The 21,330-nt window shown below is 67.1% G+C and carries 31 protein-coding genes and 1 pseudogene; 20 read left to right on the top strand and 12 right to left on the bottom strand.

The genetic code is table 11. From position 1 onward, the window contains the following. Positions 1-479, top strand: a pseudogene (locus tag IEX93_RS07370) (transposase); the annotation flags it as partial. Here IEX93_RS07370 and IEX93_RS07375 read toward each other — a convergent pair. Then, positions 456-665 carry a c-type cytochrome gene (locus tag IEX93_RS07375; protein WP_188847572.1) on the bottom strand — a complete coding sequence of 70 codons (210 nt, stop codon included), beginning with the start codon at positions 663-665 and terminating at the stop codon, positions 456-458. The pseudogene IEX93_RS07370 and the gene IEX93_RS07375 overlap by 24 nt on opposite strands. A gap of 95 nt (positions 666-760) precedes the next feature. Here IEX93_RS07375 and IEX93_RS07380 point away from each other — a divergent pair, with 95 nt between their 5' ends. From IEX93_RS07380 to IEX93_RS07400, 5 genes are all read left to right on the top strand, one after another. Then, the gene (locus IEX93_RS07380; protein WP_188847573.1) at positions 761-922 is read left to right on the top strand and encodes a hypothetical protein; all 162 of its coding nucleotides are present in this window, start codon (positions 761-763) and stop codon (positions 920-922) included. A gap of 3 nt (positions 923-925) precedes the next feature. Beyond that, on the top strand, positions 926-1,582 hold the full coding sequence (locus IEX93_RS07385; protein ID WP_188847574.1) for a Crp/Fnr family transcriptional regulator: 657 nt from the start codon (positions 926-928) through the stop codon (positions 1,580-1,582). Positions 1,583-1,677: 95 nt separating this feature from the next. Next, positions 1,678-1,905 carry a FeoA family protein gene (locus IEX93_RS07390; RefSeq protein WP_188847575.1) on the top strand — a complete coding sequence of 76 codons (228 nt, stop codon included), beginning with the start codon at positions 1,678-1,680 and terminating at the stop codon, positions 1,903-1,905. Further along, positions 1,902-2,201 carry a FeoB small GTPase domain-containing protein gene (locus IEX93_RS07395; protein ID WP_229906121.1) on the top strand — a complete coding sequence of 100 codons (300 nt, stop codon included), beginning with the start codon at positions 1,902-1,904 and terminating at the stop codon, positions 2,199-2,201. Before IEX93_RS07390 ends, IEX93_RS07395 begins: the two co-directional genes overlap by 4 nt. A 233-nt stretch (positions 2,202-2,434) precedes the next feature. Beyond that, entirely contained in the window at positions 2,435-3,001 is a 567-nt protein-coding gene (locus IEX93_RS07400) for a hemerythrin domain-containing protein (RefSeq protein WP_188847576.1), read from the top strand. On the opposite strand, the gene IEX93_RS07405 is transcribed toward IEX93_RS07400, so the two are convergent. The 5 genes from IEX93_RS07405 to IEX93_RS07425 all read right to left on the bottom strand — a co-directional run bounded on the left by IEX93_RS07405 (position 2,998) and on the right by IEX93_RS07425 (position 6,314). After that, a complete protein-coding gene (locus tag IEX93_RS07405) occupies positions 2,998-4,182 on the bottom strand; it encodes an NAD(P)/FAD-dependent oxidoreductase (protein ID WP_229906122.1) in 1,185 nt (394 codons plus the stop codon). The two genes, IEX93_RS07400 and IEX93_RS07405, sit on opposite strands and share 4 nt — an antisense overlap. 83 nt (positions 4,183-4,265) lie before the next feature. Further along, positions 4,266-4,964 carry a succinate dehydrogenase iron-sulfur subunit gene (locus IEX93_RS07410; RefSeq protein ID WP_188847577.1) on the bottom strand — a complete coding sequence of 233 codons (699 nt, stop codon included), beginning with the start codon at positions 4,962-4,964 and terminating at the stop codon, positions 4,266-4,268. Further along, positions 4,961-5,224 (bottom strand): sulfurtransferase TusA family protein, encoded by a 264-nt coding sequence (locus tag IEX93_RS11895; RefSeq protein WP_308789424.1) that lies wholly within the window; start codon positions 5,222-5,224, stop codon positions 4,961-4,963. The genes IEX93_RS07410 and IEX93_RS11895 overlap by 4 nt, the downstream gene beginning before the upstream one ends. 18 nt (positions 5,225-5,242) lie before the next feature. Further along, complete coding sequence (locus IEX93_RS07420; RefSeq protein ID WP_188847579.1) at positions 5,243-6,049, bottom strand: hypothetical protein; 807 nt, start codon at positions 6,047-6,049, stop codon at positions 5,243-5,245. 1 nt (position 6,050) lies between these two features. Then, positions 6,051-6,314 (bottom strand): ferredoxin family protein, encoded by a 264-nt coding sequence (locus IEX93_RS07425; protein WP_014630603.1) that lies wholly within the window; start codon positions 6,312-6,314, stop codon positions 6,051-6,053. A 115-nt stretch (positions 6,315-6,429) separates the two neighbouring features. On the opposite strand from IEX93_RS07425, the gene IEX93_RS07430 reads away from it, so the two are divergent. Then, on the top strand, positions 6,430-6,816 hold the full coding sequence (locus IEX93_RS07430) for a hypothetical protein (protein WP_188847580.1): 387 nt from the start codon (positions 6,430-6,432) through the stop codon (positions 6,814-6,816). A gap of 10 nt (positions 6,817-6,826) precedes the next feature. Beyond that, positions 6,827-7,195 carry a DUF488 domain-containing protein gene (locus IEX93_RS07435; protein ID WP_188847581.1) on the top strand — a complete coding sequence of 123 codons (369 nt, stop codon included), beginning with the start codon at positions 6,827-6,829 and terminating at the stop codon, positions 7,193-7,195. Here the strand turns inward: IEX93_RS07435 and msrA are convergent. The 4 genes from msrA to IEX93_RS07455 form a co-directional block, all read right to left on the bottom strand. Further along, entirely contained in the window at positions 7,173-7,703 is a 531-nt protein-coding gene (msrA, locus tag IEX93_RS07440) for a peptide-methionine (S)-S-oxide reductase MsrA (RefSeq protein WP_188847582.1), read from the bottom strand. The two genes, IEX93_RS07435 and msrA, sit on opposite strands and share 23 nt — an antisense overlap. A gap of 152 nt (positions 7,704-7,855) precedes the next feature. Next, complete coding sequence (locus IEX93_RS07445) at positions 7,856-8,287, bottom strand: c-type cytochrome (protein ID WP_188847583.1); 432 nt, start codon at positions 8,285-8,287, stop codon at positions 7,856-7,858. Positions 8,288-8,292: 5 nt separating this feature from the next. Then, on the bottom strand, positions 8,293-9,420 hold the full coding sequence (locus tag IEX93_RS07450) for a TIGR04053 family radical SAM/SPASM domain-containing protein (protein ID WP_188847620.1): 1,128 nt from the start codon (positions 9,418-9,420) through the stop codon (positions 8,293-8,295). A 307-nt stretch (positions 9,421-9,727) separates the two neighbouring features. Further along, entirely contained in the window at positions 9,728-11,068 is a 1,341-nt protein-coding gene (locus IEX93_RS07455; RefSeq protein ID WP_229906124.1) for a multicopper oxidase domain-containing protein, read from the bottom strand. A 166-nt stretch (positions 11,069-11,234) separates the two neighbouring features. On the opposite strand from IEX93_RS07455, the gene IEX93_RS07460 reads away from it, so the two are divergent. Beyond that, positions 11,235-11,627 (top strand): YbaN family protein, encoded by a 393-nt coding sequence (locus tag IEX93_RS07460; RefSeq protein WP_188847585.1) that lies wholly within the window; start codon positions 11,235-11,237, stop codon positions 11,625-11,627. Here IEX93_RS07460 and IEX93_RS07465 read toward each other — a convergent pair. After that, positions 11,586-12,029 (bottom strand): hypothetical protein, encoded by a 444-nt coding sequence (locus IEX93_RS07465; protein WP_188847586.1) that lies wholly within the window; start codon positions 12,027-12,029, stop codon positions 11,586-11,588. The two genes, IEX93_RS07460 and IEX93_RS07465, sit on opposite strands and share 42 nt — an antisense overlap. A 99-nt stretch (positions 12,030-12,128) precedes the next feature. Between IEX93_RS07465 and IEX93_RS11760 the strand changes: the two genes are divergently transcribed. The 9 genes from IEX93_RS11760 (at position 12,129) to IEX93_RS07505 (ending at position 18,136) form a co-directional block, all read left to right on the top strand. Beyond that, positions 12,129-12,254: a hypothetical protein gene (locus tag IEX93_RS11760; RefSeq protein ID WP_268239057.1), complete on the top strand. Its 126-nt coding sequence runs from the start codon at positions 12,129-12,131 to the stop codon at positions 12,252-12,254. 11 nt (positions 12,255-12,265) lie between these two features. Continuing rightward, positions 12,266-12,793 (top strand): cupredoxin domain-containing protein, encoded by a 528-nt coding sequence (locus tag IEX93_RS07470; protein WP_188847587.1) that lies wholly within the window; start codon positions 12,266-12,268, stop codon positions 12,791-12,793. A gap of 11 nt (positions 12,794-12,804) precedes the next feature. Further along, the gene (locus IEX93_RS07475) at positions 12,805-14,490 is read left to right on the top strand and encodes a cbb3-type cytochrome c oxidase subunit I (RefSeq protein WP_188847588.1); all 1,686 of its coding nucleotides are present in this window, start codon (positions 12,805-12,807) and stop codon (positions 14,488-14,490) included. Positions 14,491-14,542: 52 nt separating this feature from the next. Then, complete coding sequence (locus tag IEX93_RS07480; RefSeq protein WP_188847589.1) at positions 14,543-14,968, top strand: RrF2 family transcriptional regulator; 426 nt, start codon at positions 14,543-14,545, stop codon at positions 14,966-14,968. 47 nt (positions 14,969-15,015) lie between these two features. Then, positions 15,016-15,219: a DUF542 domain-containing protein gene (locus IEX93_RS07485; protein ID WP_188847590.1), complete on the top strand. Its 204-nt coding sequence runs from the start codon at positions 15,016-15,018 to the stop codon at positions 15,217-15,219. Continuing rightward, the gene (locus IEX93_RS07490; protein WP_188847591.1) at positions 15,216-15,512 is read left to right on the top strand and encodes an AraC family ligand binding domain-containing protein; all 297 of its coding nucleotides are present in this window, start codon (positions 15,216-15,218) and stop codon (positions 15,510-15,512) included. Before IEX93_RS07485 ends, IEX93_RS07490 begins: the two co-directional genes overlap by 4 nt. Then, complete coding sequence (locus tag IEX93_RS07495; RefSeq protein ID WP_188847592.1) at positions 15,509-15,886, top strand: hypothetical protein; 378 nt, start codon at positions 15,509-15,511, stop codon at positions 15,884-15,886. The genes IEX93_RS07490 and IEX93_RS07495 overlap by 4 nt, the downstream gene beginning before the upstream one ends. 44 nt (positions 15,887-15,930) lie before the next feature. Beyond that, positions 15,931-17,028, top strand: a complete 1,098-nt coding sequence (locus tag IEX93_RS07500) for a YwiC-like family protein (protein ID WP_188847593.1) — start codon at positions 15,931-15,933, stop codon at positions 17,026-17,028. A gap of 109 nt (positions 17,029-17,137) precedes the next feature. After that, positions 17,138-18,136, top strand: coding sequence for a S1C family serine protease (locus IEX93_RS07505; RefSeq protein WP_188847594.1), 999 nt, complete (start codon positions 17,138-17,140; stop codon positions 18,134-18,136). Here the strand turns inward: IEX93_RS07505 and IEX93_RS07510 are convergent. After that, positions 18,133-19,110 carry a P1 family peptidase gene (locus IEX93_RS07510; protein ID WP_188847595.1) on the bottom strand — a complete coding sequence of 326 codons (978 nt, stop codon included), beginning with the start codon at positions 19,108-19,110 and terminating at the stop codon, positions 18,133-18,135. The two genes, IEX93_RS07505 and IEX93_RS07510, sit on opposite strands and share 4 nt — an antisense overlap. A 45-nt stretch (positions 19,111-19,155) precedes the next feature. Here IEX93_RS07510 and IEX93_RS07515 point away from each other — a divergent pair, with 45 nt between their 5' ends. Both IEX93_RS07515 and IEX93_RS07520 read left to right on the top strand, forming a co-directional pair. After that, positions 19,156-20,217, top strand: a complete 1,062-nt coding sequence (locus IEX93_RS07515) for a class II aldolase/adducin family protein (protein WP_188847596.1) — start codon at positions 19,156-19,158, stop codon at positions 20,215-20,217. Further along, complete coding sequence (locus IEX93_RS07520; RefSeq protein WP_188847597.1) at positions 20,214-21,308, top strand: zinc-dependent alcohol dehydrogenase; 1,095 nt, start codon at positions 20,214-20,216, stop codon at positions 21,306-21,308. Before IEX93_RS07515 ends, IEX93_RS07520 begins: the two co-directional genes overlap by 4 nt. Positions 21,309-21,330 lie beyond the last annotated feature (22 nt).

Raw genomic sequence — 21,330 nt, forward strand, 5'->3', positions numbered from 1 at the left:
CGGGGGGCATGGGTCTACGGGCTTTCCCTGGTGGTGCTGGCCTGGACGGATGGGAAGCGGCGGATCCCCCCTTCCTGCCCTACTTCGGGGAGGAGGAGAGCAAGCTGGACCTGGCCCTGGCCCTGTTGGCGTGGGCCGAGGAGGAGGGGTTTAAGCCGGAGGGGGTGCTTTTTGACGCCTGGTACGCGGCGAAGGAGGTCCTGATGTGGCTCCATGACCGCGGCTGGCCTTTCGTCACGAGGCTCAGATCTAACCGTGTGCTGGACGGTGTCCAGCTCAGGAGGCATGCGGGTACCCGTTGGGTGAAGACGGGGAGGCTGAGGGGCCTGCAGCAGGAGCTGGGGTGGGTGGTGTACGGGCTGACAGGGCAACGGGAGGGGTTGGGGTTGAGCTTCTACCAATGCCGAAGGAAGCTCATCTCCGGCAGGTTGAGGTTGGATTTGAGCCCTTTGCTATCAGGAAACGCGGGGGCCGCATAAGTCCAGCACGTAGGCCTCGTCCAGGGCCCGGGGGTTCCCCGCCAAGGGGGGGATGGCCTCGGGGATCCCCTGGGCCTCGAGCCCGTGGCAGCTGGCGCAGTTCTTCCCGTAAAGGGCCTGGCCGTCCTGAGCCAGGGCCAGGCCCAGGAGGAGGGCCAGGGCTAGGGGATAGAGCCTTCGCTTCATCCTCACCTCCAGGCCCCAGTGTGGAAGAAGGGGCTTGCGCCCACTGGCCGGGGCCGGGACATCTGTCCTAGGGGAAGGGGCCTACCCTAAGGGCGATGCGGCCCCTAGCCCGGCTCCGGCTTTCCCCCCAAGGGCAGGTGGTGGGCCTCGAGGCCGACCCCTCCTTGGGCCTTCAGGGCTACCCGGGGATCGTGGCCCTAAGGCTGGAGCCCCTCTTCCAAGAAGCCGAGGCCCGGCTCCAGGCCCTCGAGGAGTGAGGCATGGACCTGGCCAAGATCCCCCTCTTCCGCGACCTCCCGCCGGAGGACCTCCAGGCCCTCCAAGGGGAAGCGAGGTCCCTAAAGCTTTCCAAGGGGGAGGTGCTCTTCTTGGAGGGGGAGCCGGTCCGGGCCCTTTTCGTGGTGCAAAAGGGCCTCCTCAAGGTCTACAAGCTGGACCCCCAGGGCCGGAAGCAGGTGGTTTTGCACGTGGAGGGCCCGGGGAAGGTCTTGGCCGAGGTGGCCCTTTTCCTGGACCACCCCACCTACCCGGCCAGCGCCGAGGCCCTGGAGGAAAGCGAGGTCCTTTGCGTCCCCAAAGAGGCCTTCTTCCGCCTGGTGGAGGAAAGGCCTCCTTTGGCGCGGGCCCTCCTCCGCTACCTGGCGCGAAGGCAGGGGCAGCTTCTGCACCTCCTGGACCGCCTGGTCTTTCACGAGGTAAGGGAACGGCTTGCCGAGTTCCTCCTGGAAAGGCTTAAGGAAGAAGGGCAGGGCTTCCGCCTGCCCACCAACCCCGAGCTGGCCGCCCTTCTCGGCACCGTGCCCGAGGCGGTCTCCCGGAACCTGGGAGAGCTTTACCGCAGGAAGCTTATCCGGCTTTCGGGCCGGAAGGTGGAGATCCCCGACCCCAAGGCCCTGGAGGAGATCGTCCAACGATAATGCGAATGGGTATCGCTTCTATATCACAAAATCTGAGCGGAAAACTTTACATTACCCCCCATCCGCCCTTAGGCTCGGACCTAGGAGGTGGCCCCATGCGTCCCCTTGCCCAGCTTTCCCCCGGAAGCCGCGCCCGGGTCCTGCGCGTTCCCCCCGAACGCCGCCGCCTTATGGCCCTGGGGCTTAGGCCAGGTACCTTAGTGGAAGTCCTCCTTCACGCTCCCCTAGGGGACCCTCTGGAGGTCCGGGTAGGCGAGGCCTTCCTGCTCCTGCGCCGGGAAGAGGCCCAGGCCATCTGGGTGGAGGCTCTGGAGGAGGCATGAGCTGCCCCCGGTGCGCCCCCTCCCTTGCCCTGCCGTTAAAGGCGGAGGAACGCTGGGCACTGGTGGGGAACCCCAACACGGGCAAGTCTTCCCTGGTGAACGCTCTGGCCGGGGCGGGCCTCGAGGTGGGCAACTGGCCCGGCACCATCCTAGAACGCCTCGCCGCCCACCTGGCGGTGGGGGCCACCCGGGTGGAGCTGGTGGACCTGCCGGGCACCTACAGCCTCCTGCCCACCTCCCCGGAGGAGGACCTGGTCCTTAAGGAGCTCCTCCAAACCCCCCTGACCGCATCCTGAACGTCCTGGACGCCGGCAACCGAAGGGGCAGAACTCCTCCTGCGCCAGCTTTCCCGGCGGGGCTACGCCAAGCCCCTCGCCTGCGGCACCGCCTGCGGAGCCTGCAGCTTCCGAGGCGTATGCTCAGGCCCGCAAGCGACCCTTTGGGTGGCCCATGACCCAGGTCATGGCCCGCCCTCCACGGAAAAGGCAGGGTAATTCCCTGGGCAGGTCTTAAGGGAAGGTGAAAAACGATGGTGGAACCCTTCACAGGAAAAGCCCTGGCGCGCCCCGGGGGAAGCGTCCAGCTCCTAGAGCTTGCCCCTGGGGAGGAGAGGCCTTTGCGGGTGGAACGGAGTGAAAGCGCCCTTCTCGCCGCCCTCCAAGGAAGCCTTCTCCTCCGCTTCTGGGGGAGGACCGCCAGCCTAGCCCCAGGCCAGGTGGTCCGGGTCCGGCCCGGGCACCTCACCCTCCTGGCCCCGGCTGGGGGGCGGGCCCTCCTCGTGGTCCTCGGGGTCTCCCCTGGGCGGCTTAGCCAGGAGCACGAGGAGATCCTAGGCCTTTTGGAAAACCCCCCTACCCCCCAGGCCGCCGAGGCCCTAGCCCAGAAGCTCGAGGCCCACATCTCCCTGGAGGAGGCCCTCTACTACCCCACCCTAAGCCCGGGAAAACGTAGGGAGCGCAAGCTGGAACACCGGCTCCTCCAGGAGCTTGCGAGGGAACTTCTCACCGCCACCCGGGAGGGGCGGCCCACGGAAGGGGTGGTGGACCGGCTAAGGACCGCCTTCCTGGCCCACGCGGAGGCCGAGCTTCGGGGCTAGGGCCTCCCCCAAAGCACCCGCACCCCGGGCTCGCGGAAAAAGTAGGCCAAGGCCCAGCTCAAAAGCACGAGGAGGCGGTTGCGGAAGCCGATGAGCTCCCGCACGTGGACCAAGGCCCAAAGGAGCCAGGCGGGAAACCCGGCGAAGGCGAGCCGGCCCAGCTCAGCCACCGCCTTGTTCCGGCCGATCACCGCAAGCTGGCCCCGGTCGCGGTAGCGGAAGGGAAGGGGGGCTTCCCCCTTTAGGGTCCTAAGGAGGTTGTGGGCGGCCCAGGCCCCCTGCTGCAGGGCCACCGGGGCCACCCCGGGAAGGCCCAAGCCGTTCACATCCCCCACCACGTACACCTCCGGATGGTCGGGAAGCCGGAGGTAGGGGTCCGTGGGCACCCGGCCCCGGGGGTCCTGAGGGAGGCCGGGAAGGGGGTTCCCCCTCACCCCCACGGCCCAAAGGACGAGGTCGGCGGGGAAAAAGGTCCCGTCCTTCAGAACCACGCCCCCTTTCTCCACCCGGTCCACCTGGGCCTGGAGGGCCACCCGCACCCCCAAGCCCGAAAGGGCCTTTAAGGCGTAGGCGGAAAGCCCCGGGCGGAAAGCGGGAAGAAGCCTAGGCCCCGCCTCCAGAAGGTGCACCTCGGTGCCAGGAATCTCGGGGAAGTCCCGGGGAAGGACATAGCGCAGAAACTCGGCCAAGGCCCCGGAAAGCTCCACCCCCGTGGGCCCCCCGCCCACCACCACAAAGCGAAGGGACTTTTGTCCCCAAGCCGCCTCCTCCAGAACCTTAAGAAGCCGGTTCCGGATCTTCAGGGCGTCCTCCAGGGTCTTCAGGAAGAGGGCGTGTTCCCCCACGCCCAAAACCCCAAGGTCGTGGGGGCGGCTTCCCGTGGCCACGATGAGGTGGCGGTAAGGGAGCGCCTCCCCGCCTTCCAAAAGGAGCCGCCGCCCCTTAAGGTCCACCCCCTCCACCCGGGCGAGGAGGAAACGCCCCTTCCGAAGGAGGGGCCGCAAGGGGTAGGCGATGGCCGGGGCCTCGAGGAACCCCGTGGCCACCTGGTAGAGGAGGGGCTGGAAGAGGTGGTGGTTGCGGGCGTCCAGAAGGAGGTAGGGCACCCCCGCCCGGTCCAAGGCCTTGGCCGCCGCCAGGCCGCCGAAACCGCCGCCCACGATGACGATCCCCTCTTCCACCTTTCCACCTCCGCGGGACCTCGAGGGTCCTTGTGATGATTTTCCCTTAATGAGCTCGTGAAGAAAGGAACAAAAAGCACATTCTAAAAGGCCGCCTCCATGATCCAGCGCTTTACCTCAGTGATAAGTCGGTTCACGTCAATCCCCCGAGGGCAAGCCTCGGTGCAGTTGTGGGCATTGCGGCACCGCCAAACCCCGCTGCGCCCCCCAAGCCACCCGGCAAGCCGCTCCTCCGCCCCCAGGTCCCGGGAATCAAAGAGGAAGCGGTGCGCCTGGACGATGGCCGCCGGGCCGATGTAGCGCCCGTTCACCCAGTAGACGGGGCAGCTCGAGGTGCAGGCGCCGCAGAGGATGCACCGGGTGGCTTCCTCGTAGCGCGCCCGCTCCTCGGGACTTTGCAGCCTCTCCCGCCCGGGCGGAGGCTCAGGGTTGATGAGGTAAGGCTTCACCGCCCGATAAGCGGCGAAGAAGGGCTCCATGTCCACAATGAGGTCCTTAAGCGGCCGGAAGGCCTTCAGGGGCTCCACGCGGATCCGGGGGCCCACGTCCTTCACCAGCGTCTTGCAAGCCAGCCGGTTGCGGCCGTTGATGGTGAGGGCGTCGGAACCGCACACCCCTTGACCGCAGGAGTAGCGGAAGGCCAGGCTTCCGTCCACCTCGGCCTTCACCTGCAAGAGAAGGTCCAAGACCCGCTCCCTAGGGGAGGCCTCCAGAACGTAGCGCGCCCAGCGGAAAGGCGCACCAGGCGCCTCCTGCCGCCGAATCTCCAAAACCACTTTCATGGCTTCTCCACCAGGAACCGGTGGTACCGGAAGGGAAAGACCCCCCTCCGCTCGTGTTTGAGGATCCGGTAGCCGTACTTGCCCGCCCAGGTGGGAACCTCGTAGGGGGCGTAGACATCCTTGGAAAAAATCTCTAAAACTGCCCCGCGAGGCAAGGCCTCCATTGCCTCGGAAGCCCGGATAAGGCCAAGGGCGCAAGGCGTACCACGGTTATCCAAGCGGTGAAGAGGCCTCACCCGGAGGTCCTCCAGGTTACACACCCCTTTGACCGGGGAGCACTACCGGTAGAGGGGGCAGGTGATGAAGATGACCACGAGGCCGAAAAGCAGGAAGAGCTTCAAGGGAATGAGGGCAAAGGGAAAGGCAAGGAAGGCGGGGAGGGGAAGCCGGTAGGCCAGGGCCATCCCCAGACCGGTGAGGAGCACCGTGGGCAGGGCGAAACCCACCACCCAGCGGAAGCGCTCCAGCTGCCTGGCCCCCACCACCGCAGGCACCTGGGGATGACGCATACTCACGGGCACGTTGACCCCGAGGTTGAAAAGCGCCCCACCAAGCCAGAGGCCGAAGGCGAGAAAATGAAGCGCCCGTAGGAGGAACCCTCCCGGGGTGAGGGTGTCGGCCCAGGCCCAGAGGAGGAAGAGCCCCAGGGCCGAGGCAAAGGCCGCCCGGGGCCATCCCGCCCCCAGAGCCGCCGCAAGAAGCAGGATGCCAAGGAAGAGGGGGCCTTTCAGCCCGCCCAGGTAGGACAGGAAGAGGGAAAAGGGCGCCGTGAGGGCCAAGGGCCAAGCAAGCCCCCGAGCCAAGCGGGCCCAAACCCGCTCTTCCTCCTTCAAAAACTCCGAGGCCTCCGGTAGATCCGGCTCCTTGCGGAGGTAGAAGGCCCGCCAAGCGGCAAACCCAAGGGCCAAGGCGCAAAGCCAAAGGAGAAGCCAGCGCAAAAGAAGCCACGCCGGGGAAAGACCCAGGTGCAGGCCGGTAAAGATCGCCCCCAGCAAGGAGGCCAGGCTGATGAGGGTAAAGGCCACCTTGGGCAGAAAGGGCACCTCTTGGCGAACCTCCACCACCAGGCCCGAGGGCAAGGCCATCCTACTCCTCCAACACGTGGACGTTGGGCAGGGTCTGGGCCCAGGTGCGGTTCTTCTCTATGTAGATCCGCCACTGCTCGGGCACGTCCTCCTCAGGGTAGATGGCGTTCACCGGGCAAGCGGGCACGCAGGCCCCGCAGTCAATGCACTCGTCGGGGTGGATGTAGAGCTGCTCCCCGGCGTCGTAGATGCACTCCACGGGGCAGACCTCCTGGCACGACCGGTCCTTCACGCCAATGCAGGGCTCGCAGATCACGTGGGGCATGGCTCACCTCCAAGGCCCAGAGTGCCGCCAAAGGCCGACGCGCTTCCATGACCCGGGTCAAGGGCCTTAGCCCGAACGCCTTGCGCCGAAGGGGGAAGGCAGCCTACCCTAGGGTATGGTCCAGCTGCGTAAGCCCCTTCCCCCCTACCTCCTCCGCACCCCAGGGGGAGGCAAGGTCTATCTCCCTGACCTCAAAGGCAGGATTCCGATCCTCCTCCGGGACCCCTCCCTGGCCCGGGGCGTGGCAGAGGGGCTAAAAGGGCTGGAGGCCCAGGCCTTCCTCCTGACCGAAGCCCCTCAGGAAAGCCCCCTCCCCCTCCTCCTGGACCCCCAAGGCCTTTTGCTCCACGCCATCCCCCCGGGGGGCGCCCTGGTGGCCGACCCCTACCTGGAGGTCTACCACCTAGGGCCGGTGCAGGAGCCGGAAGAGGTCCTGGAGTGGGTGCGCTTCGTGGAGGCCCAGTGCCCGGAGTGCGTCCTGCCGGAGGCGGACTGGCTTTGAAGAGGTGGGCATGCCCTTCCGCACCAAGCGGGTCTACGACCCCCCTTCCCCCGAGGACGGTCTCAGGGTCCTGGTGGACCGGATCTGGCCCCGCGGGCTCTCCAAGGAGAAGGCCCGGGTGGACTGGTGGGCCAAGGAACTCCCCCCCTCGAACGCCCTAAGGCGCTGGTTCGCCCACGACCCCGGGAAGTACCTGGAGTTCCTCCGCCGCTACCGGGAAGAGCTCAAGGGAAACCCGGCCCTAGCGCGGCTCCAGGCCCTAGGGAAAGAGGGCACGGTGACCCTCCTCTTCGGCGCCAAGGAAACGCGCTACAACAACGCCCAGGCCCTCCTGGCCATCCTGAAGGAAGAAAGCCTCACGGGCGGAGGAGAGGCTTGAACGCCTTCGTCGCCTTCTCCAGCTTAGGAACGATAACCAGGCGGCAGTAGGAGGCCTCAGGGTGGCGGGCGAAGTAGTCCCGATGGTACTCCTCGGCGGGGTAAAAGGTGGTGAAGGGGAGGAGTTTGGTGGCGATGGGCTTCGGGTAAAGGGGGGCGAGCTCCCGCATCACCGCCTCCGCCACCTGCTTTTGCGCTTCCGAGTAGTAGAAGATGGCGGGGCTGTACTGGGGTCCCACATCGGGCCCCTGCCGGTCCTCGCTCGCGGGGTCGTGTACGGCGAAAAAGTAGCGGAGTAGATCGGCATAGGGGAAGACCTCGGGGTCAAAGCGCACCTGCACCGTCTCGCGGTGCCCCGTGGCCCCCGTGCAGACCTCCTCGTAGGTGGGGTAGGGCACGTGCCCCCCGGCGTAGCCCGGCACCACCTCCAAGACGCCCCGAAGGAGCTTGAAGGTCGCCTCCGTGCACCAGAAGCACCCGCCCGCCAAGGTGGCGATCTCCTCAGCCATGGCCTCAGGTTACCTGACGGAGAGCGCCAGGAGGCCAGCCTCTGCCTCACCTGCCGCTACCTCAGGCAGGAAGAGGACTTTTTCTGCGCCCTCCTCCAGATCCCCCTGGCCCCCCCAGACCTCCGCCTCGCTTGCCCGGACCGCGCCCCGGCCTAAGGCCGGCTCTTGGCCACGTCCTGGGGCTTTAGGGGCTTGGCCCGGACCTTCTTGACCTCCTCGGGCGTGATCGGCTTCGGGTTCTTGTTGCCGAAGGAGGAGAGAACGTGGTTGAGAAGGGCGGCCACCTGGGCGTCGGAAAGCTGCTGGCCAAACCCCGGCATGAAGCCGGTGTACGTGGCGTTCCCCACCTTCAAAGGCCCCTGCAGGCCGAAAAGCACCGCCCGGATCAGGTAAACCCGCCCCTCGTCCTTCTGGGCCAGCTGGTCCAGGCCCTTGAGGCTGGGGAAAGCGCCCGGGACCCCCAACCCCGTGGCCTGATGGCAGCTCTGGCAGTACTGCCCGTAGAGCTTGGCCCCGTCTTGGGCCAAAGCCCCCCCTAAAAAGCCCAAAGCCATAAGCGCACCCACCGCAAGCTTCCTCACCATACCCTTCACCTCCCAACGGCGTGTTTTCCCACCTTCTCCAGCCAGGCCGGGGGAACGTAGGCGCACCGGGGCTCGCTGACGAGGTAATCCCCGGTCTCCGCCCAGGCCCTGGCCCGGCTTCCCCCGCACACATACCGGTACTCGCAGACCCCGCACTTCCCCTTGAGGAGGTCCTTATTGCGAAGCTCCCGGAAGAGGGAGCTATTCCGGTAGATCTCCAAAAGGGGCTTTTCCCGGACGTTTCCCGCGTAGATGGGCAAAAACCCCGAGGGAGCCACCTCCCCCCGGGCCGAGACGAAGACGAAGCCGTTCCCATCCGTCACCCCAAGCCGGGAGTGCTCCATGCCGTCTTGGAAGTACTCCCGGTGGAGGCTCTCCCCTGCGGCCAGGGCCCTGTCCTTTCCGCCCTCGGCCCGGCGCCTTTGCAGGACCACCCGGCGGAAGTGGTGGGCTTCCGTAGTCTTCACGTGGAAGGGATACGCCTTGGAAACCTCGTAAAGCCAGTAGAGGACCTCCTCAAACTCCTTAGAGGAAAGCTGCTTAAGAAGCGCCCCCCGCCCCACGGGAACCAGGAAGAAGAGGCTCCAAAGCACCACGCCCTTTTCCGCCAAAAGGTCGGGGAGGGCCTGGATCTCCGGCCAGTTGTCCCGGGTCACCGTGGTGTTCACCTGGGTGGGAAGCCCGGCCTCCCGGGCCCAGTCCAAGGCGGCCAGGGTGCGGGCGAAGGTGCCCGCTTCTCCCCGGAAGGCATCGTGGCTTTCCGGGCTCGCCCCGTCCAGGGAGAGGGCGAGCCGGGTCACCCCGGCCTCCTTCAGGCGGAAGATCCGCTCCCGGGTGAGGAGGGGGGTGGCGGCGGGCGTCAAGCCCACCTTCAGGCCCAGGTCCCGGGCGCGCTCAATGAGGAGGGAAAGGTCCTGCCGGGCCAGGGGGTCCCCGCCCGTGAGGAGGAGGAGGGGCTTAGGGGAGTAGGTGGCCACCTCCTCTATGAGGCGCAAGCCCTCCTCCGTGGAAAGCTCCTCCGGCAAGGGGTGAGGCATAGCCGAGGCCCGGCAGTGGCGGCAGGCCAGAAAGCAGGCGTTGGTCACCTCCCAGGCGACCAGGTAGGGGTATTGGGCGAAATCGGGGCGCTCCATGTTCTTAACCTTTCCGAAGGGCTTCCTAAGGTCCATGACCGGGGTCATGGGGGGCAAACAGTAGATCCGCAAGGCCCGTTCCCGCCCTTCCGGGCCCGGGGCCTTGCCCAGGTCCCCACCCGCACCATCCCCAACAAGCTGAACCACCGGTTCATGGCCACCACCGCCAAAACCAAGATAAAAAAGTCCTGCTAGGACAGATGTCCTAAGCCAGACGTCCCTGGCCAGTTTCAAAGGCCCAAGGGGTTTTCCTCCCCAGCAAAACTCGGGGCGGGGATCGCCTCCCCGCCCCTTAGCCTCGCCTAAGTTAGTGGTGGTGCTTGACCGCCTCCTGCGGGGCTGGCTCGTAAACCCGGATGATCCCCCTCATGTAGGGGTGGATGCTGCAAATGTAGACGTACTCCCCGGGCTGGGTGAAGGTGATGCGGTACCGCTCGCCGTGGCCCAGCTTGGAGGTCACGAAGGGCTCGGGGCCATTCACCTGGATCACCACGGCGTCGTGCCGCCCGGTGCGCTCCCCGTCCAGGAGGTCAAAGACGTCCTCGTTGACGAACTCCACCGTGGTGCCCACGGGGACCTCCAAGATCTTGGGGTAGAAGGAGTTCCCCACCATCTGGACCCGGACGGGAAGGGGCTCCAAGGCCTTGGAGCCTACGGCCACAGGCTGGGCCAAAGCCGGGTCCAGGGGAACACGCACGGTGTGCTCGTGGTCCGGCGTTCCCAGGCCGTAGGGGTCCAGGACCCGCTTGGCGTCGGCAGGGATAGCGGCCAGGGCCTTAGGCCCCTCGGCCCGGACCTCCCCGATCCTGGGGGCATCCTTCTTGGCCCGGAGAATCCCCACCGCTCCCTTGATGGCCGTGTTGAAGACGTGGGTCACCAGGGTGTAATCCCCTTCCACAGGGGGCACCCGCCACTCAATCACCCAGGAGTCGGAGGGCCCGGCCAGAACGGTCTGGCTCCCCTTCATGACGTTGTCGGGGTTCCCCTGGTAGTAGATGTACTCCCACACGCCTCCCACTACGTGGAAGGTGCTGGTGAGGCTCGGACCCGCGTTCAGGAAGTAGATGCGCACGTAGTCCCCGGGCCGCACGGGGATGGGCTCGTTGACGTAGCGGAAGTTGTACCCGTTGAAGACCACGTAGGTGGCCTTGCCGTCAAAGAAGTCCCGGCCCGAGGCGTACCACTCGCTTTGGACGATGTAGAGCCTGAGGTCGGGCGGGCGTTTTAGCTCGGCCTCGAGGCGGTACTTCTTCTTGGGCTCCACCACGATCATCCCGTGCTGGCCGCCCATGGTGTGGGCCATGATCCCGTGGCCGCCGGGGGCGCAGTGGTACATGAAGACCCCGGGGAAGTCGGCGGTGAAGCGGAAAACCCGCTCCTCCCCGGGCTGGACGTTCCCCAGGAACTTGGAGGTCTGGGTGTTGGCCGCGTGGATGGAGAGGCCGTGGGCCACGGTGTCCACGTTCTTGAGGACGATCTCCACCGTGTCCCCCTCCTCCACCACAAGCATCGGCCCCGGGCTCATGCCGTTAAAGGAGAACCCCTTGACGTAGACCCCCTCGTCCACGGGGAAGACGCTGCTTTGGGCCACCAGCTCAAACCGCTTCACCGCGGCCAGGGCGGGGACCCCCAGGGCCACCGCCGCCATCAGTAGGAACCTTGCTCCTTTCATTCCCTTCACCTCCTCGGGCCCTAACTCGGACCCTCGCATCCTCGTTTTAGCACCCACCCCCAAGGACAAGTGTCCTTGTGACAAAAGTCCCTAGCGGAAAAACCGCCTCACGGAAGCCTTCCCTCGCCCTATCCTGGGGAAGATGAAGCCTCTCTTCCTGGTCCTTGGCTTCTTCTTCACCGGCCTGGGGTTCCTGGGGAGCGTGCTTCCTATCCTCCCTGCCACCCCCTTCTTCCTGGTGGCCGCCTACCTTTTCGCCCAAAGCCACCCGCGCCTGGAAGGGTGGCTTCTCTCCTTGCCCCAGGTGGGCCCCCTCCTTCGGAGCTACCGGTCGGGGCGGGGCATCCCCCTGCGCACCAAGGTCTTGGCCACCCTCCTCGCCACGGTGGCCGCCCTTCTTAGCGCCTATAGCCTCCCCCACCCCTTGGCCAAGGGGCTTACGCTCCTCCTCGTGGCTTACGGGATCCACTTTCTCTGGCGGCGGGTGCCCACGCTAACGCCGGGAGAAAGCCCAGTAAACGAGGATCTCCCATAAGGCCAGGAACACCCCAAGGGCGTCCCAGTCCGCCCGGCCACCCCAAAGAAACCCGTAGGGGCTCGGCAGGGGAAGGCCGGTGAGCCTCGAGGCCAGGTAGAAGAGGGCAAGCCCCAGGGCAAGGAGCCTCGAGGCCCCGGTAAGAAGGCCCCCAAGCCACCCCTCTAGGACCTCTGGGGCCACCCAAAGGAGGAAAACCAGGGTGTAGCCCAGCCCCCCTTGGAGGATGAGGCCGCCCAGGAGCACCCCTTCGTAGAACCAGGCCTCCGCCTCCCCCCCGTAGGCCCTTCGGCCCAGGCTTGCCAAAAGGGTCCCGCAAAAACCCTGGTAGCCAAGCCCCGCCGCCAGGCCCTGGAGGTGGGCGGGAAGGAGGGCGAGGAGGGGAGGGAGCCAGGAGGGCATGGGGTGAGTTTAAGGCCCCCTCCCAGGGACATTCGTACTTGACAGGGCCTCGAGGGGCACAAAACTAAGACGTGTATATCCTAGTTTTGGAGGTGGACCATGCCCGAGAAGGAACACCGGCTCTTGGACAACCCCTGGCTTCTCCTCATCCTGCACACGGTCCTCTTCGTGGGGCTCTACCTGATCTGGGGATGGCTGGACATCGCCCGCATCCCTAGGCCCTAAAGGAGGTGACCATGGCCCTTTACCCTCCTAAGGATTGGCGCAAGGAACGGATCGCCCCCGAGGAGCGGGTCTGGTTGGTCCTCGCCACCCTCTTCGCCATCGTTTTCCTCTCCGCCTTCATGGGGCTTTGGCACCTCACGGGCCGCCAGACCACCCACGGCGAGGCCTACCGGGTGGACCCCGGAGCCTACCGGGAAAAGGTCATGGCCTTCGCCGAGCGGTACCAGGTGGGCGAGCTAAACGGCATTCCCATCGTGGCCCCGCCCCCAGGGGACGTGTACCTGATGGCCCAGGCTTTTAGCTGGTACCCCGTCTTAAAGCTCAAGAAGGGGGAAACCTACAGGCTCCACGTGGCCTCCGTGGACTTTCCCCACGGCTTCAGCCTTTATCCCCACGAGTGGAGCCTTCAGCTCCACCCCGGGTACGAGTGGGTGTACACCTTCACGCCCACCCAGGCGGGGGAATACGCCCTGGTCTGCAACGATTACTGCGGCCTAGGGCACCACACCATGGTGGGCCGGATCCTGGTGGAGGAGTAAGGAGGTGAAGCATGGCCCTTCCCTTGGAACGCACCTGCCCAGCAACCGGCCTCAAGCTCTTTAGCGCCGCGGAAACCCTGGTCCGGTGGAACGCCGTGGCGGCGGTGGTCTTTCTCCTTCTGGGGTTCCTTTGGGTCATCCCCACCACGCTCAACCGGGTCCTGGGGCCCGAGGTGGTCTCCCCTACCCTCTACTACCAGGCCACCTTCCTCCACGGCTGGAACATGCTCATCTTCTGGATCCTCTTCTTTGAGGTGGCCCTCCTCTACTTCGCCGCCTCCGCCATCCTTAAGACGCCCCTCGCCTTCCCCGGCCTGGCCTGGGGGGGATTCTGGCTCATGCTCCTAGGGGCCGCCCTCGTCAACTACCTGGGCATGACCAACCCCCTTTCCTTCCTGCCCTTCACCCCCTACGTGCCCCTGAAAGCCCCGCCCCTTTTCTACCTGGCGATCATTCTCTTCGCAGTAGGGGCGATCCTAGCGGTCTTCGTCTTCTTCGCCACCCTCTACCGGGCCTGGAAGGAAAGGACCTACGGCCGCTCCCTGCCCCTCGCCGCCTTCGGCGCCCTCACCGCCGCCATCCTGGCCACCACCACCCTGCTTTCCGGGGCCATCGCCTTCATCCCCGCCTTCCTCTGGTCCCTGGGCCTCCTTCCCCACTTGGACCCCTTGTGGTGGCGGCACACCTACTGGGGCTTCGGCCACGGGGCCCAGCAGGTGAACCTGGCGGCCATGGTCACCGCCTGGTACCTCCTCGCCCTCTTCACCGTGGGGGGAACGACCCCCAGCGAGCGCCTTTCCCGCATCGCCTTCTTCCTCTATCTCCTGGGCATTAACCTGGGCTCGGCCCACCACCTCCTCACCGAGCCCACGGGAGCCCTCTCCAGCGCCTGGACCTGGGTCAACACCGGGTACCTGATCCACGTGGCAGTGCTGGGGAGCCTCATCCACGCCTTCTCCGTGCCTGCGGCTATAGAACGGGGTCTCCGCGCCAAAGGCTACACCCAGGGACTTTTCGGCTGGCTCCTTCGGGCCCCTTGGGGCAACCCCGGGTTCTCCTCCCTGGTCCTTTCGGTGGTCCTCTTTGGCCTCCTGGGCGGGATTAGCGGCGTAACCATGGGTTCCTACGACATGAACCTCAAGTGGCACAACACCCTGGCGGTGGTGGGCCACTTCAAGGGCACGGTGGTGGTAGGGACCAGCCTGGCCTTCATGGGGCTTACCTACTACCTGCTACCCCTCCTCTTCCGCAGGAAGGTGATCTGGCCCCGCCTCGCCGCCTGGCAACCCTGGCTCTTCGGGATCGGCATGGCCATGCTCTCCCTAGCCATGATGCGGCTTGGCGTGGTCTACGGTCTCCCTCGGCGCTTCGGGGACACCTTCCAGTTCGGCGGTAGCCCCTTCAGCTTCTCTTACCCAGAGGAAGTGTCCTCCCTCCTCGCCGTCATGGGTATCGGAGGAACCCTCTCCTTGGTGGGCGGCCTCCTTTTTGTCCTCCTCACCGTAGGCACGCTGCTTGGGGGGAAGCGCCTGGAGGAAGAGGAGATCCGTCAAGCCTACGGCGTGAAGCCCGAGGAGAAAGAAATCTCCCCCAAGGGGGTGTACCTCCTCGCCCTCCTCTTTCTGGCCTTCTTCTTCTTTTATTACCTCTACAACCACTGGTTCCTTTCCCAGGCCTGGCCCATCGGTATCCGGTAAGGCCCTCCTCCAGGTCCCCGGGGCATAGCCCCCGGAGGTTTACCATAAAGGCATGCCGGTGCGAAGCCTCCTCAGGCGAGAAGAGTCCTACGCCCTCCACGCCCTTCTCCTTTTGGCGGAAGAACCCGGGCTTTCCGCCCAGGAGATCGCCGAGAAGCTCAAAGCCCCGCCCGCCTTCATGGCCAAGGTGCTCCAGAAGCTGGCCAAGGCGGGCCTCGTGGAAAGCCGCGTGGGGCGGAACGGGGGGGTGTGGCTGAAGCTTCCTCCGGAGGAGACCACCCTCCTCAAGGTCATGGAAGCCCTCTCCGGCCCCGTGGCCCTGGACCTCTGCGCCACCCTCAAGCGCTGCCCCACGGAGGAAAGGCGGGGGTTTTGCTACCTTAAGCCCGGCCTGGTGCAGATGAACCTGGAGATCCGCAAGACCCTGGCGGGCCTCACCCTCAAGGACCTGCTCCCGGAAAGCCCCAAGGCCCCTTGACCCAGGTCATGGCGCCCCACCCCCTGAAGGCCGAGGCTAATGGGGGTATGGAAGGCATCTCCTTAAAGACCACGGTCAACGAGGTCCTAAGGCGCTACCCGGAAGCGGTGGAATGCCTCACCGGGCTTGGCCTGGACACCTGCTGCGGCGGGGCCGAGCCCTTGGAGGCGGCGGCCCGGCAGGCGGGGCGGGACCCGGAGGAGGTCCTAAAGGCTCTCCAGGCCTTTTTAGCGAGGGAGGCACCCCGGTGAACCTTCTAGAAAGGGCCCGCTACGGGGAGGTGCGGGGCCTAGAGATCCTGGCCGACCACCCCGAGGTGCGCCTCGTCCTCTTCAGCCTCCAGGAAGGCCAGGAGGTGCGGGGTAAAGGGGAGCCGAGGGTGCACCTCCTTTGCCTCGAGGGGGAAGGCCTCCTTTGGGCAGGGAACAAGGAGGTGGCCGCCACCCCTGGCACCCTTCTCGCCTGCGAGCCCGGGGAGCCTCACGGGGCCAAGGCCGGGGAAGGGCGGTTTTTGGTCCTCGGCATCGTCACTCCCAGGCCATGATTCCCGCAAGCCGCCTCGCCCTCACCACCGGGCTTCTTTGGTTCGTGGCGGCCAACCTTTTGGGCTTAGCCATGGGCCTAGGCCTCCTCCCCTACACCTGGCGCCCTGCCCACGCCCACATGGAGCTTCTGGGCTTCGTGGGCCTCATGATCTACGGGGTGGCCTACCACGCCCTGCCCCGCTTCCGGGGCGTGGTTTTCCGGAGGCCCGGGCTTGCCCTCTTCCAGGTGATCCTCGCCAACCTGGGGCTTTTGGGCATGGCCCTGGCCTGGGGTCTGGGTTGGGACAAGCCCATCTTCGGCCTCTTCGCCGGGGTTTCCGCCCTGGCGGGCTTCCTCTTCGCCCTCCTCATGCTGGAGGTGCTCTGGGCCTAAGGGACCTTTGCCCCTAGGCCTCTCCCCTACCCTTAAGGACAGGTATGCGCGCGGCAAGCGTTCCCCTAAAGGCGGTGGCCCTGCCCACGGAGCACGGGGGCTTTGGGTTCACCCTGGAACCCGTGCTTCTCGGCCTTCTCCTCTCCCCCGGGGTCCACACCCTGGGCCTCTTCCTTCTGGGGCTTTTCGGCTTCCTGGCCCGCCACCCCTTAAAGCTCGCCTACCAGGACCTCAAGCGGGGCAAGCGCTACCCCAGGACGGACCTGGCCCTGAAGGTGGCGGGGGTCTACCTGGCCCTGGCCCTCTTCGGGCTCCTCCTCGCCGCCCTCACCGCCCGGGGGCCTTTCCTCCTCCCCTTGCTCCTCGCCCTGCCCTTGGGAGCCTACATGGCCTGGGCCGATGCCCAAAACCGGGCCCGGGAGCTTTTCCCCGAGATGGGGGCCGCCCTCTTCATGGCCTCCTTGGCCCCGGCGGGGGTGCTGGCCGGGGGGCTTCCCCCGGAGGTGGCCCTGGGGAGCTTCCTGACCCTGGCCCTAAGGGACGTGGCCGCCCTCTACTACGCCCGCACCCAGGTCCTTAGGGCACGGGGCCTTAAGCCCAAGCGCCACCCCGCCCTTTTTGCCCTCTGGGGAAGCGCCCTTTTGGCCTTCCTTCTCGTCCAAAGCCGCCTCCTCCCCTACCCCGTCTTCCTCGCCCTTCTTCTCCTCGCCCTTTACGGAAGCCTCACCCTTTCCCGGCCTCCGGTGCCGGCCCGGGTCATCGGCTGGACCCAGATGGGCTTTGGCCTTCTCCTGGTCCTCCTGGCCGCCTTGGGCTACACCCTCCAGGGTCTCCCCACGGCCCTCCTCGGGGTGCCCGCCCTGCACCGGGCCCTGGGGTTCGCCCTCGTGGCCCTCGCCTTCCTGGCGGGCGCCTACCTCCTCGGGAAGCGGGAGGTGCCCCGCTTCGCCCGGGTCCTCCTCGGCCTCTACGACCTCAACGCCCTCCTCGGCCTCCTTTACCTGGCCTTCGCGGGGAAGATCCTTCCCCACCCCGTCCTCGCCCTCCTCGGCGTGGCCCTCCTCCACGCCCTGATCAAGCGGCCCCACCCCTGGCCCGGGATCGGCTTCCTGATCCTGGGCTTCCTTCTCCTCTGGCACTAAGCCACCCCTTGAGCCGAGCCCCTGCCCCAGGCCATGGGCACACCCTTTTGGGGTACTTAAAGGTGGGCGGGGCCACCCCGGGGCGCCGGGGAAGGGGAAGAATAGGGGTATGCGCAAGGCCTGGGGGGTCCTGATCTTCTTGCCCCTGGTCCTGGCCCTCGCCCTCCTCCTAAGGCCCCCTAGGACCTGGGCGGTCCCCATCCAGGCCCCGCCCGAGGCCCTGGAAAGGGTCTACCTCCAGGCCCACCCCGCCGTCCTGCGGGTGGAGGGCCCCGAGGGAAGCCGGGGCACGGGCTTTTTCTACGCCCAGGGCCTGGTCCTCACCGCCTACCACGTGGTGGCGGAAGGGGGGCCCTACACCCTGGCCCTGGCGGACGGCACCCGGGCCAGGGCCGAGCTTTTGGGCTTCGCTGAGCCCCTGGACCTGGCCCTCCTCGCTACCCCCGCCAAGGCCCCCAAGACCCTTCCCCTGGAGACCGCAAGGCCGCCCCAACCAGGGGAGGCCTTGGTCCACATCGGCAACGGGCGGAACCAGTTCCTCGCCCCCCGGTACGGGCGGGTGACCCGCCTTGGGGTGAGCCCCTCCGCCTTCCTCCCCCAGGACCTGGTGGAGACCTCCCTGCCCCTCGCCCCGGGGGACTCGGGGGGGCCGGTGTTGGACGCCCAGGGCAAGGTCCTGGGGGTGGCGGTAGCCATCGGCCAGACGGAGGAGGGCTTTAGGAGCTTCTTCGCGCCCCTTCTTGGGCGGGCGAGCGTCCTCGCCGCCCTGGAAAGGGGGGAAAGGCGCTACTGGCCCTACCTGGGCCTAAGGGGCCCCAGGGCCCTCACCCCGGAGCTCGCCCGGGAGCTCGGGCTTCCCCCAGGGGGGGTCCTGGTGGGGGAGGTGGTGCCGGGCGGGGCGGCACACCGGGTGGGGCTTAGGGGGCTGGAATCCCCAGGGGTTCCCGACGTGATCCTCGAGGTGGACGGCACCCCCGTGAACTCCTTTGAGGACCTCCTAAGGGAGGTACGCAAGCGCCAGGTGGGGGAAAGCGTGCGCCTCACCGTGCGCCGGGGGGAAAGGGTCTTCCAGGTGGAGGCGGTCCTCGCCCCCTTCCCGGGGCGCTAGTCCCCCACGTGCTCCCTATAGGCCGGCACCCCGGGAAACCCCTCCGCCAAGAGCACCCCCCGGGCGATGGCCCGGGCAAGGGCGTCGGCGGCGTAGGCCCCAAGGCGGAGGAGGCCCATGGGCTCCACCCCCCGCCCGTCCCCCAGGGCCAGGGCGAAGACCGCATCCCCGTCCAAGGGGGTGTGGGCGGGGCGGAGGGCCCGGGCGAGGCCATCGTGGGCCATGATGGCGAGCCTTTTGGCCTGGGCCTTGGTGAGGGGGGCGTCCGTGGCCACCACCGCCAGGGTGGTGTTCTGGCCCGGGAGGAAGGGGAAGCGGTAGTCCTCCGGGCTTCCCCGGTAGCGGGAAAGGTCCGGGAGAAGACGCCTTTCCTCCGGGGCGAGGAAAGCCTCGGCGTAGAGCCTGCCCGTGAGGGGGTCAAAGGGGCGGCCGAGGCTATTCACCGCGGCGAGGGCCATGACCCTGTAGCCCTCTTCCAAAAGGTAGCCCGCAAGGCCCACGCCCCCCTTCACCCCGCCCGCCACGGCCCCCGTCCCCGCCCCCACGCTCCCCTCGGCCACCTCCTCGCTTGCGGCCAGGCAGGCCCCATACCCGGCCTCGGCCCCCGGGGGGCTAAAGACCTCCCCCCGGCCCAGGTCGTAGAGCACGGCGGCGGGCACGATGGGCACCACACCTCCCGGGGTGGGGAAACCCTTTCCCCTTTCTCGGAGGTAGCGCACCACCCCGTCCGCGGCCGCAAGGCCGAAGGCGCTTCCCCCGGTGAGGAGGACCGCCTGGACCCTTTCCACGGTGTTTTCCGGCTGGAGGAGGTCCGTCTCCCGGGTGCCCGGGGCCGCCCCCCGTACGTCCGCCGCCGCCACCGCCCCCTCTTCCACCAGGACCACGGTGCACCCGGTGCGGGCCTTCCGGTCCGTGAAGTGGCCCACCCGAAGCCCCGAAGGCAGGGCCTTCCCTCCCCAAAGCGCTTCCGCCATGGCCCCAGTATGGGGTAGGCTAGGAGCCAGGACAAGGAGGGAAGCATGTGGGAATACCTCATCCACGGCGAACCCACGCCCGGGCTTAGGCCCTTTTTGGAAGGGGTTGGCAAGGCCCTGGAGGCCCAAGGCTTCCGCTATAACCCCCACTCCGAAGCCCCCAATCTGGTGCTAAACGCCATCACCCCGGAAAACCCCAGGCCCTACCGCAGGAAGGCCCAGGCCACCTTCGTGGCCTCGGTCCTGGAGCTTCCCGAGTTCCCCAAAGACCCCTTGCGGGAGCTTTACCCCTACCTGGTGCGGGCCCTTTCCAACGTCCTCCTGGCCTACGTGCCGGACCAGGGGGTCAAGTTCCTCACCCTGGAGCTCGGCCACTACGGGGAGCCCGAGGGCGAGGGGTTCTACGAGCGGGTGGCAGAGCGCCTAAGGCCCATCGCCTGCAGCCGCCTGGTCATCAACAACGTCTTTGAGCCGGACCTCGAGCCCGAGCTCTGGCAGGGGGACGAGCTCACGGAAAGCATGTACCGGGCGGGCAAAAAGCTAAAAGAGTGGGACCTCCTCCCCGCCCCCTTCCCCATTGAGGAGATCCTCCCCCCCGAGGACCTAAGGCACGTGAAAAGGCTTTATGGCATCGGGGGGCTTTCCTACGGGAACCTCTCCGTGCGCAAGGACGAAAAGCGCTTCTGGATGTCGGCAAGCGGCGTGGACAAGGCAAACCTCCGGGAGATCGGCCGGGACATCCTCATGGTGAAGGACTACGACCCCGAGAAAAACGCCATCATCCTTTCCGTCCCCCCCCACGTGGAGCCCCGGAGGGTGAGCGTGGACGCCATTGAGCACTGGATGATCTACCGGGAGCACCCCGAGGTAGGGGCCATCCTCCACGTCCACGCCTGGATGGAGGGGGTGCCCGCCACCCAGTTCAACTACCCTTGCGGCACCTACGAGCTCGCCCAGGCGGTGGCGGAGAAGGTGCGCCAAGCGCCCGACCCCGCCCGGGCGGTGGTGGGGCTCAAGAACCACGGCCTCACCATCACCGGAAGGAGCCTGGACGAGATCCTGGAGCGGATAGAGGGCAAGCTCATCCGCACCGTGCCCATGGCATGAAGGCCCTGGTCTACACCCCCTCCCTCCCCCGCTTCTTCGGGGCGAGGCTTCTCGGCAAGCGCTTCCCCAAGGGGCTTTTGCCCCTCGCCCTAAAGGAAGTGCCCCTCCCCGAGCGGGAAGGGTTCGTGCGGGTTAGGGTGCGGCAAAGCGGGGTCTGCGGCTCGGACCTCGCCCTCCTCTACGGGAAAAGCCCCCCTTCCATCGCCCCCTTCTTCTCCTTCCCCGCCGTGCTGGGCCACGAGATCCTGGGAGAATACGAGGGGAGCCTGGTGGCGGTGAACCCCCTCCTCGCTTGCGCCGACCGGGGGCTTCCCCCCTGCCCCCAGTGCCAAAGGGGGGAGGAAGGGCTTTGCCAGAACGTGGCGGAAGGGAGCCTGGCCCCGGGGATGCTGGGCTACAACCGGGACCTCCCCGGGGGGTGGGGGGAGTGGGTTCTGGCCCGGCCCGAGCGCCTCTACCCCATCCCCCAAGGGGTCCCCGAGGACCGGGCGGTCTTCGCCGAGCCTCTGGCCGTGGTCCTGAGGGGCCTGAAGAAACTCAGGCCCTGGCCCGAGGAGGTCCTGGTCCTGGGGATGGGCACCATCGGCCTCCTGGCGGTCAGGCTCCTAAGGGCCCTGGGCTACGGGGGGAGGCTTTTCGCCGTGGCCAAGTACCCTCATCAGGCGGAAAGGGCCAAGGCCTTCGGGGCGGACGAGGTCTTCCCGAGCGCCCAAGAAGCCCTTTTGGCGCGGGCCCGGCGCTACCGCTACCTTCTCTTTGAGGGCTTTCGGGGTGGGTACGAGGCGGTGGTGGAGGCCTCGGGAAGCGGCAGGGGCTTTCGCCAGGCCCTCGCCCTCGCCCGGGAAGGGGGGAAGGTCCTCCTTTTGGGGGCGCCGGGGCTTGCGCTTGTGGACCTCTCCCCCTTCTGGTTCAAGGAGGTGGGCCTCGAGGGGAGCTACACCTACACCCGCGAGGACTTCCGGGAAGCGGTGGGGCTTCTTTCGGAGCTAGGGGGCCTCGAGGCCCTCGTCGGGGGGAGGTACCCCCTTGTGGCCTGGCGGGAAGCCCTCGCCGCCAAGGGGAAGGCCCTCTTCGCCCCAAATGGGCCTTAGGCGGGGTTTTCGCCCCCAGGCC

The sequence above is a fragment of the Thermus composti genome, assembly GCF_014647535.1.
GTDB classification, from domain to species: Bacteria; Deinococcota; Deinococci; order Deinococcales; family Thermaceae; genus Thermus; species Thermus composti.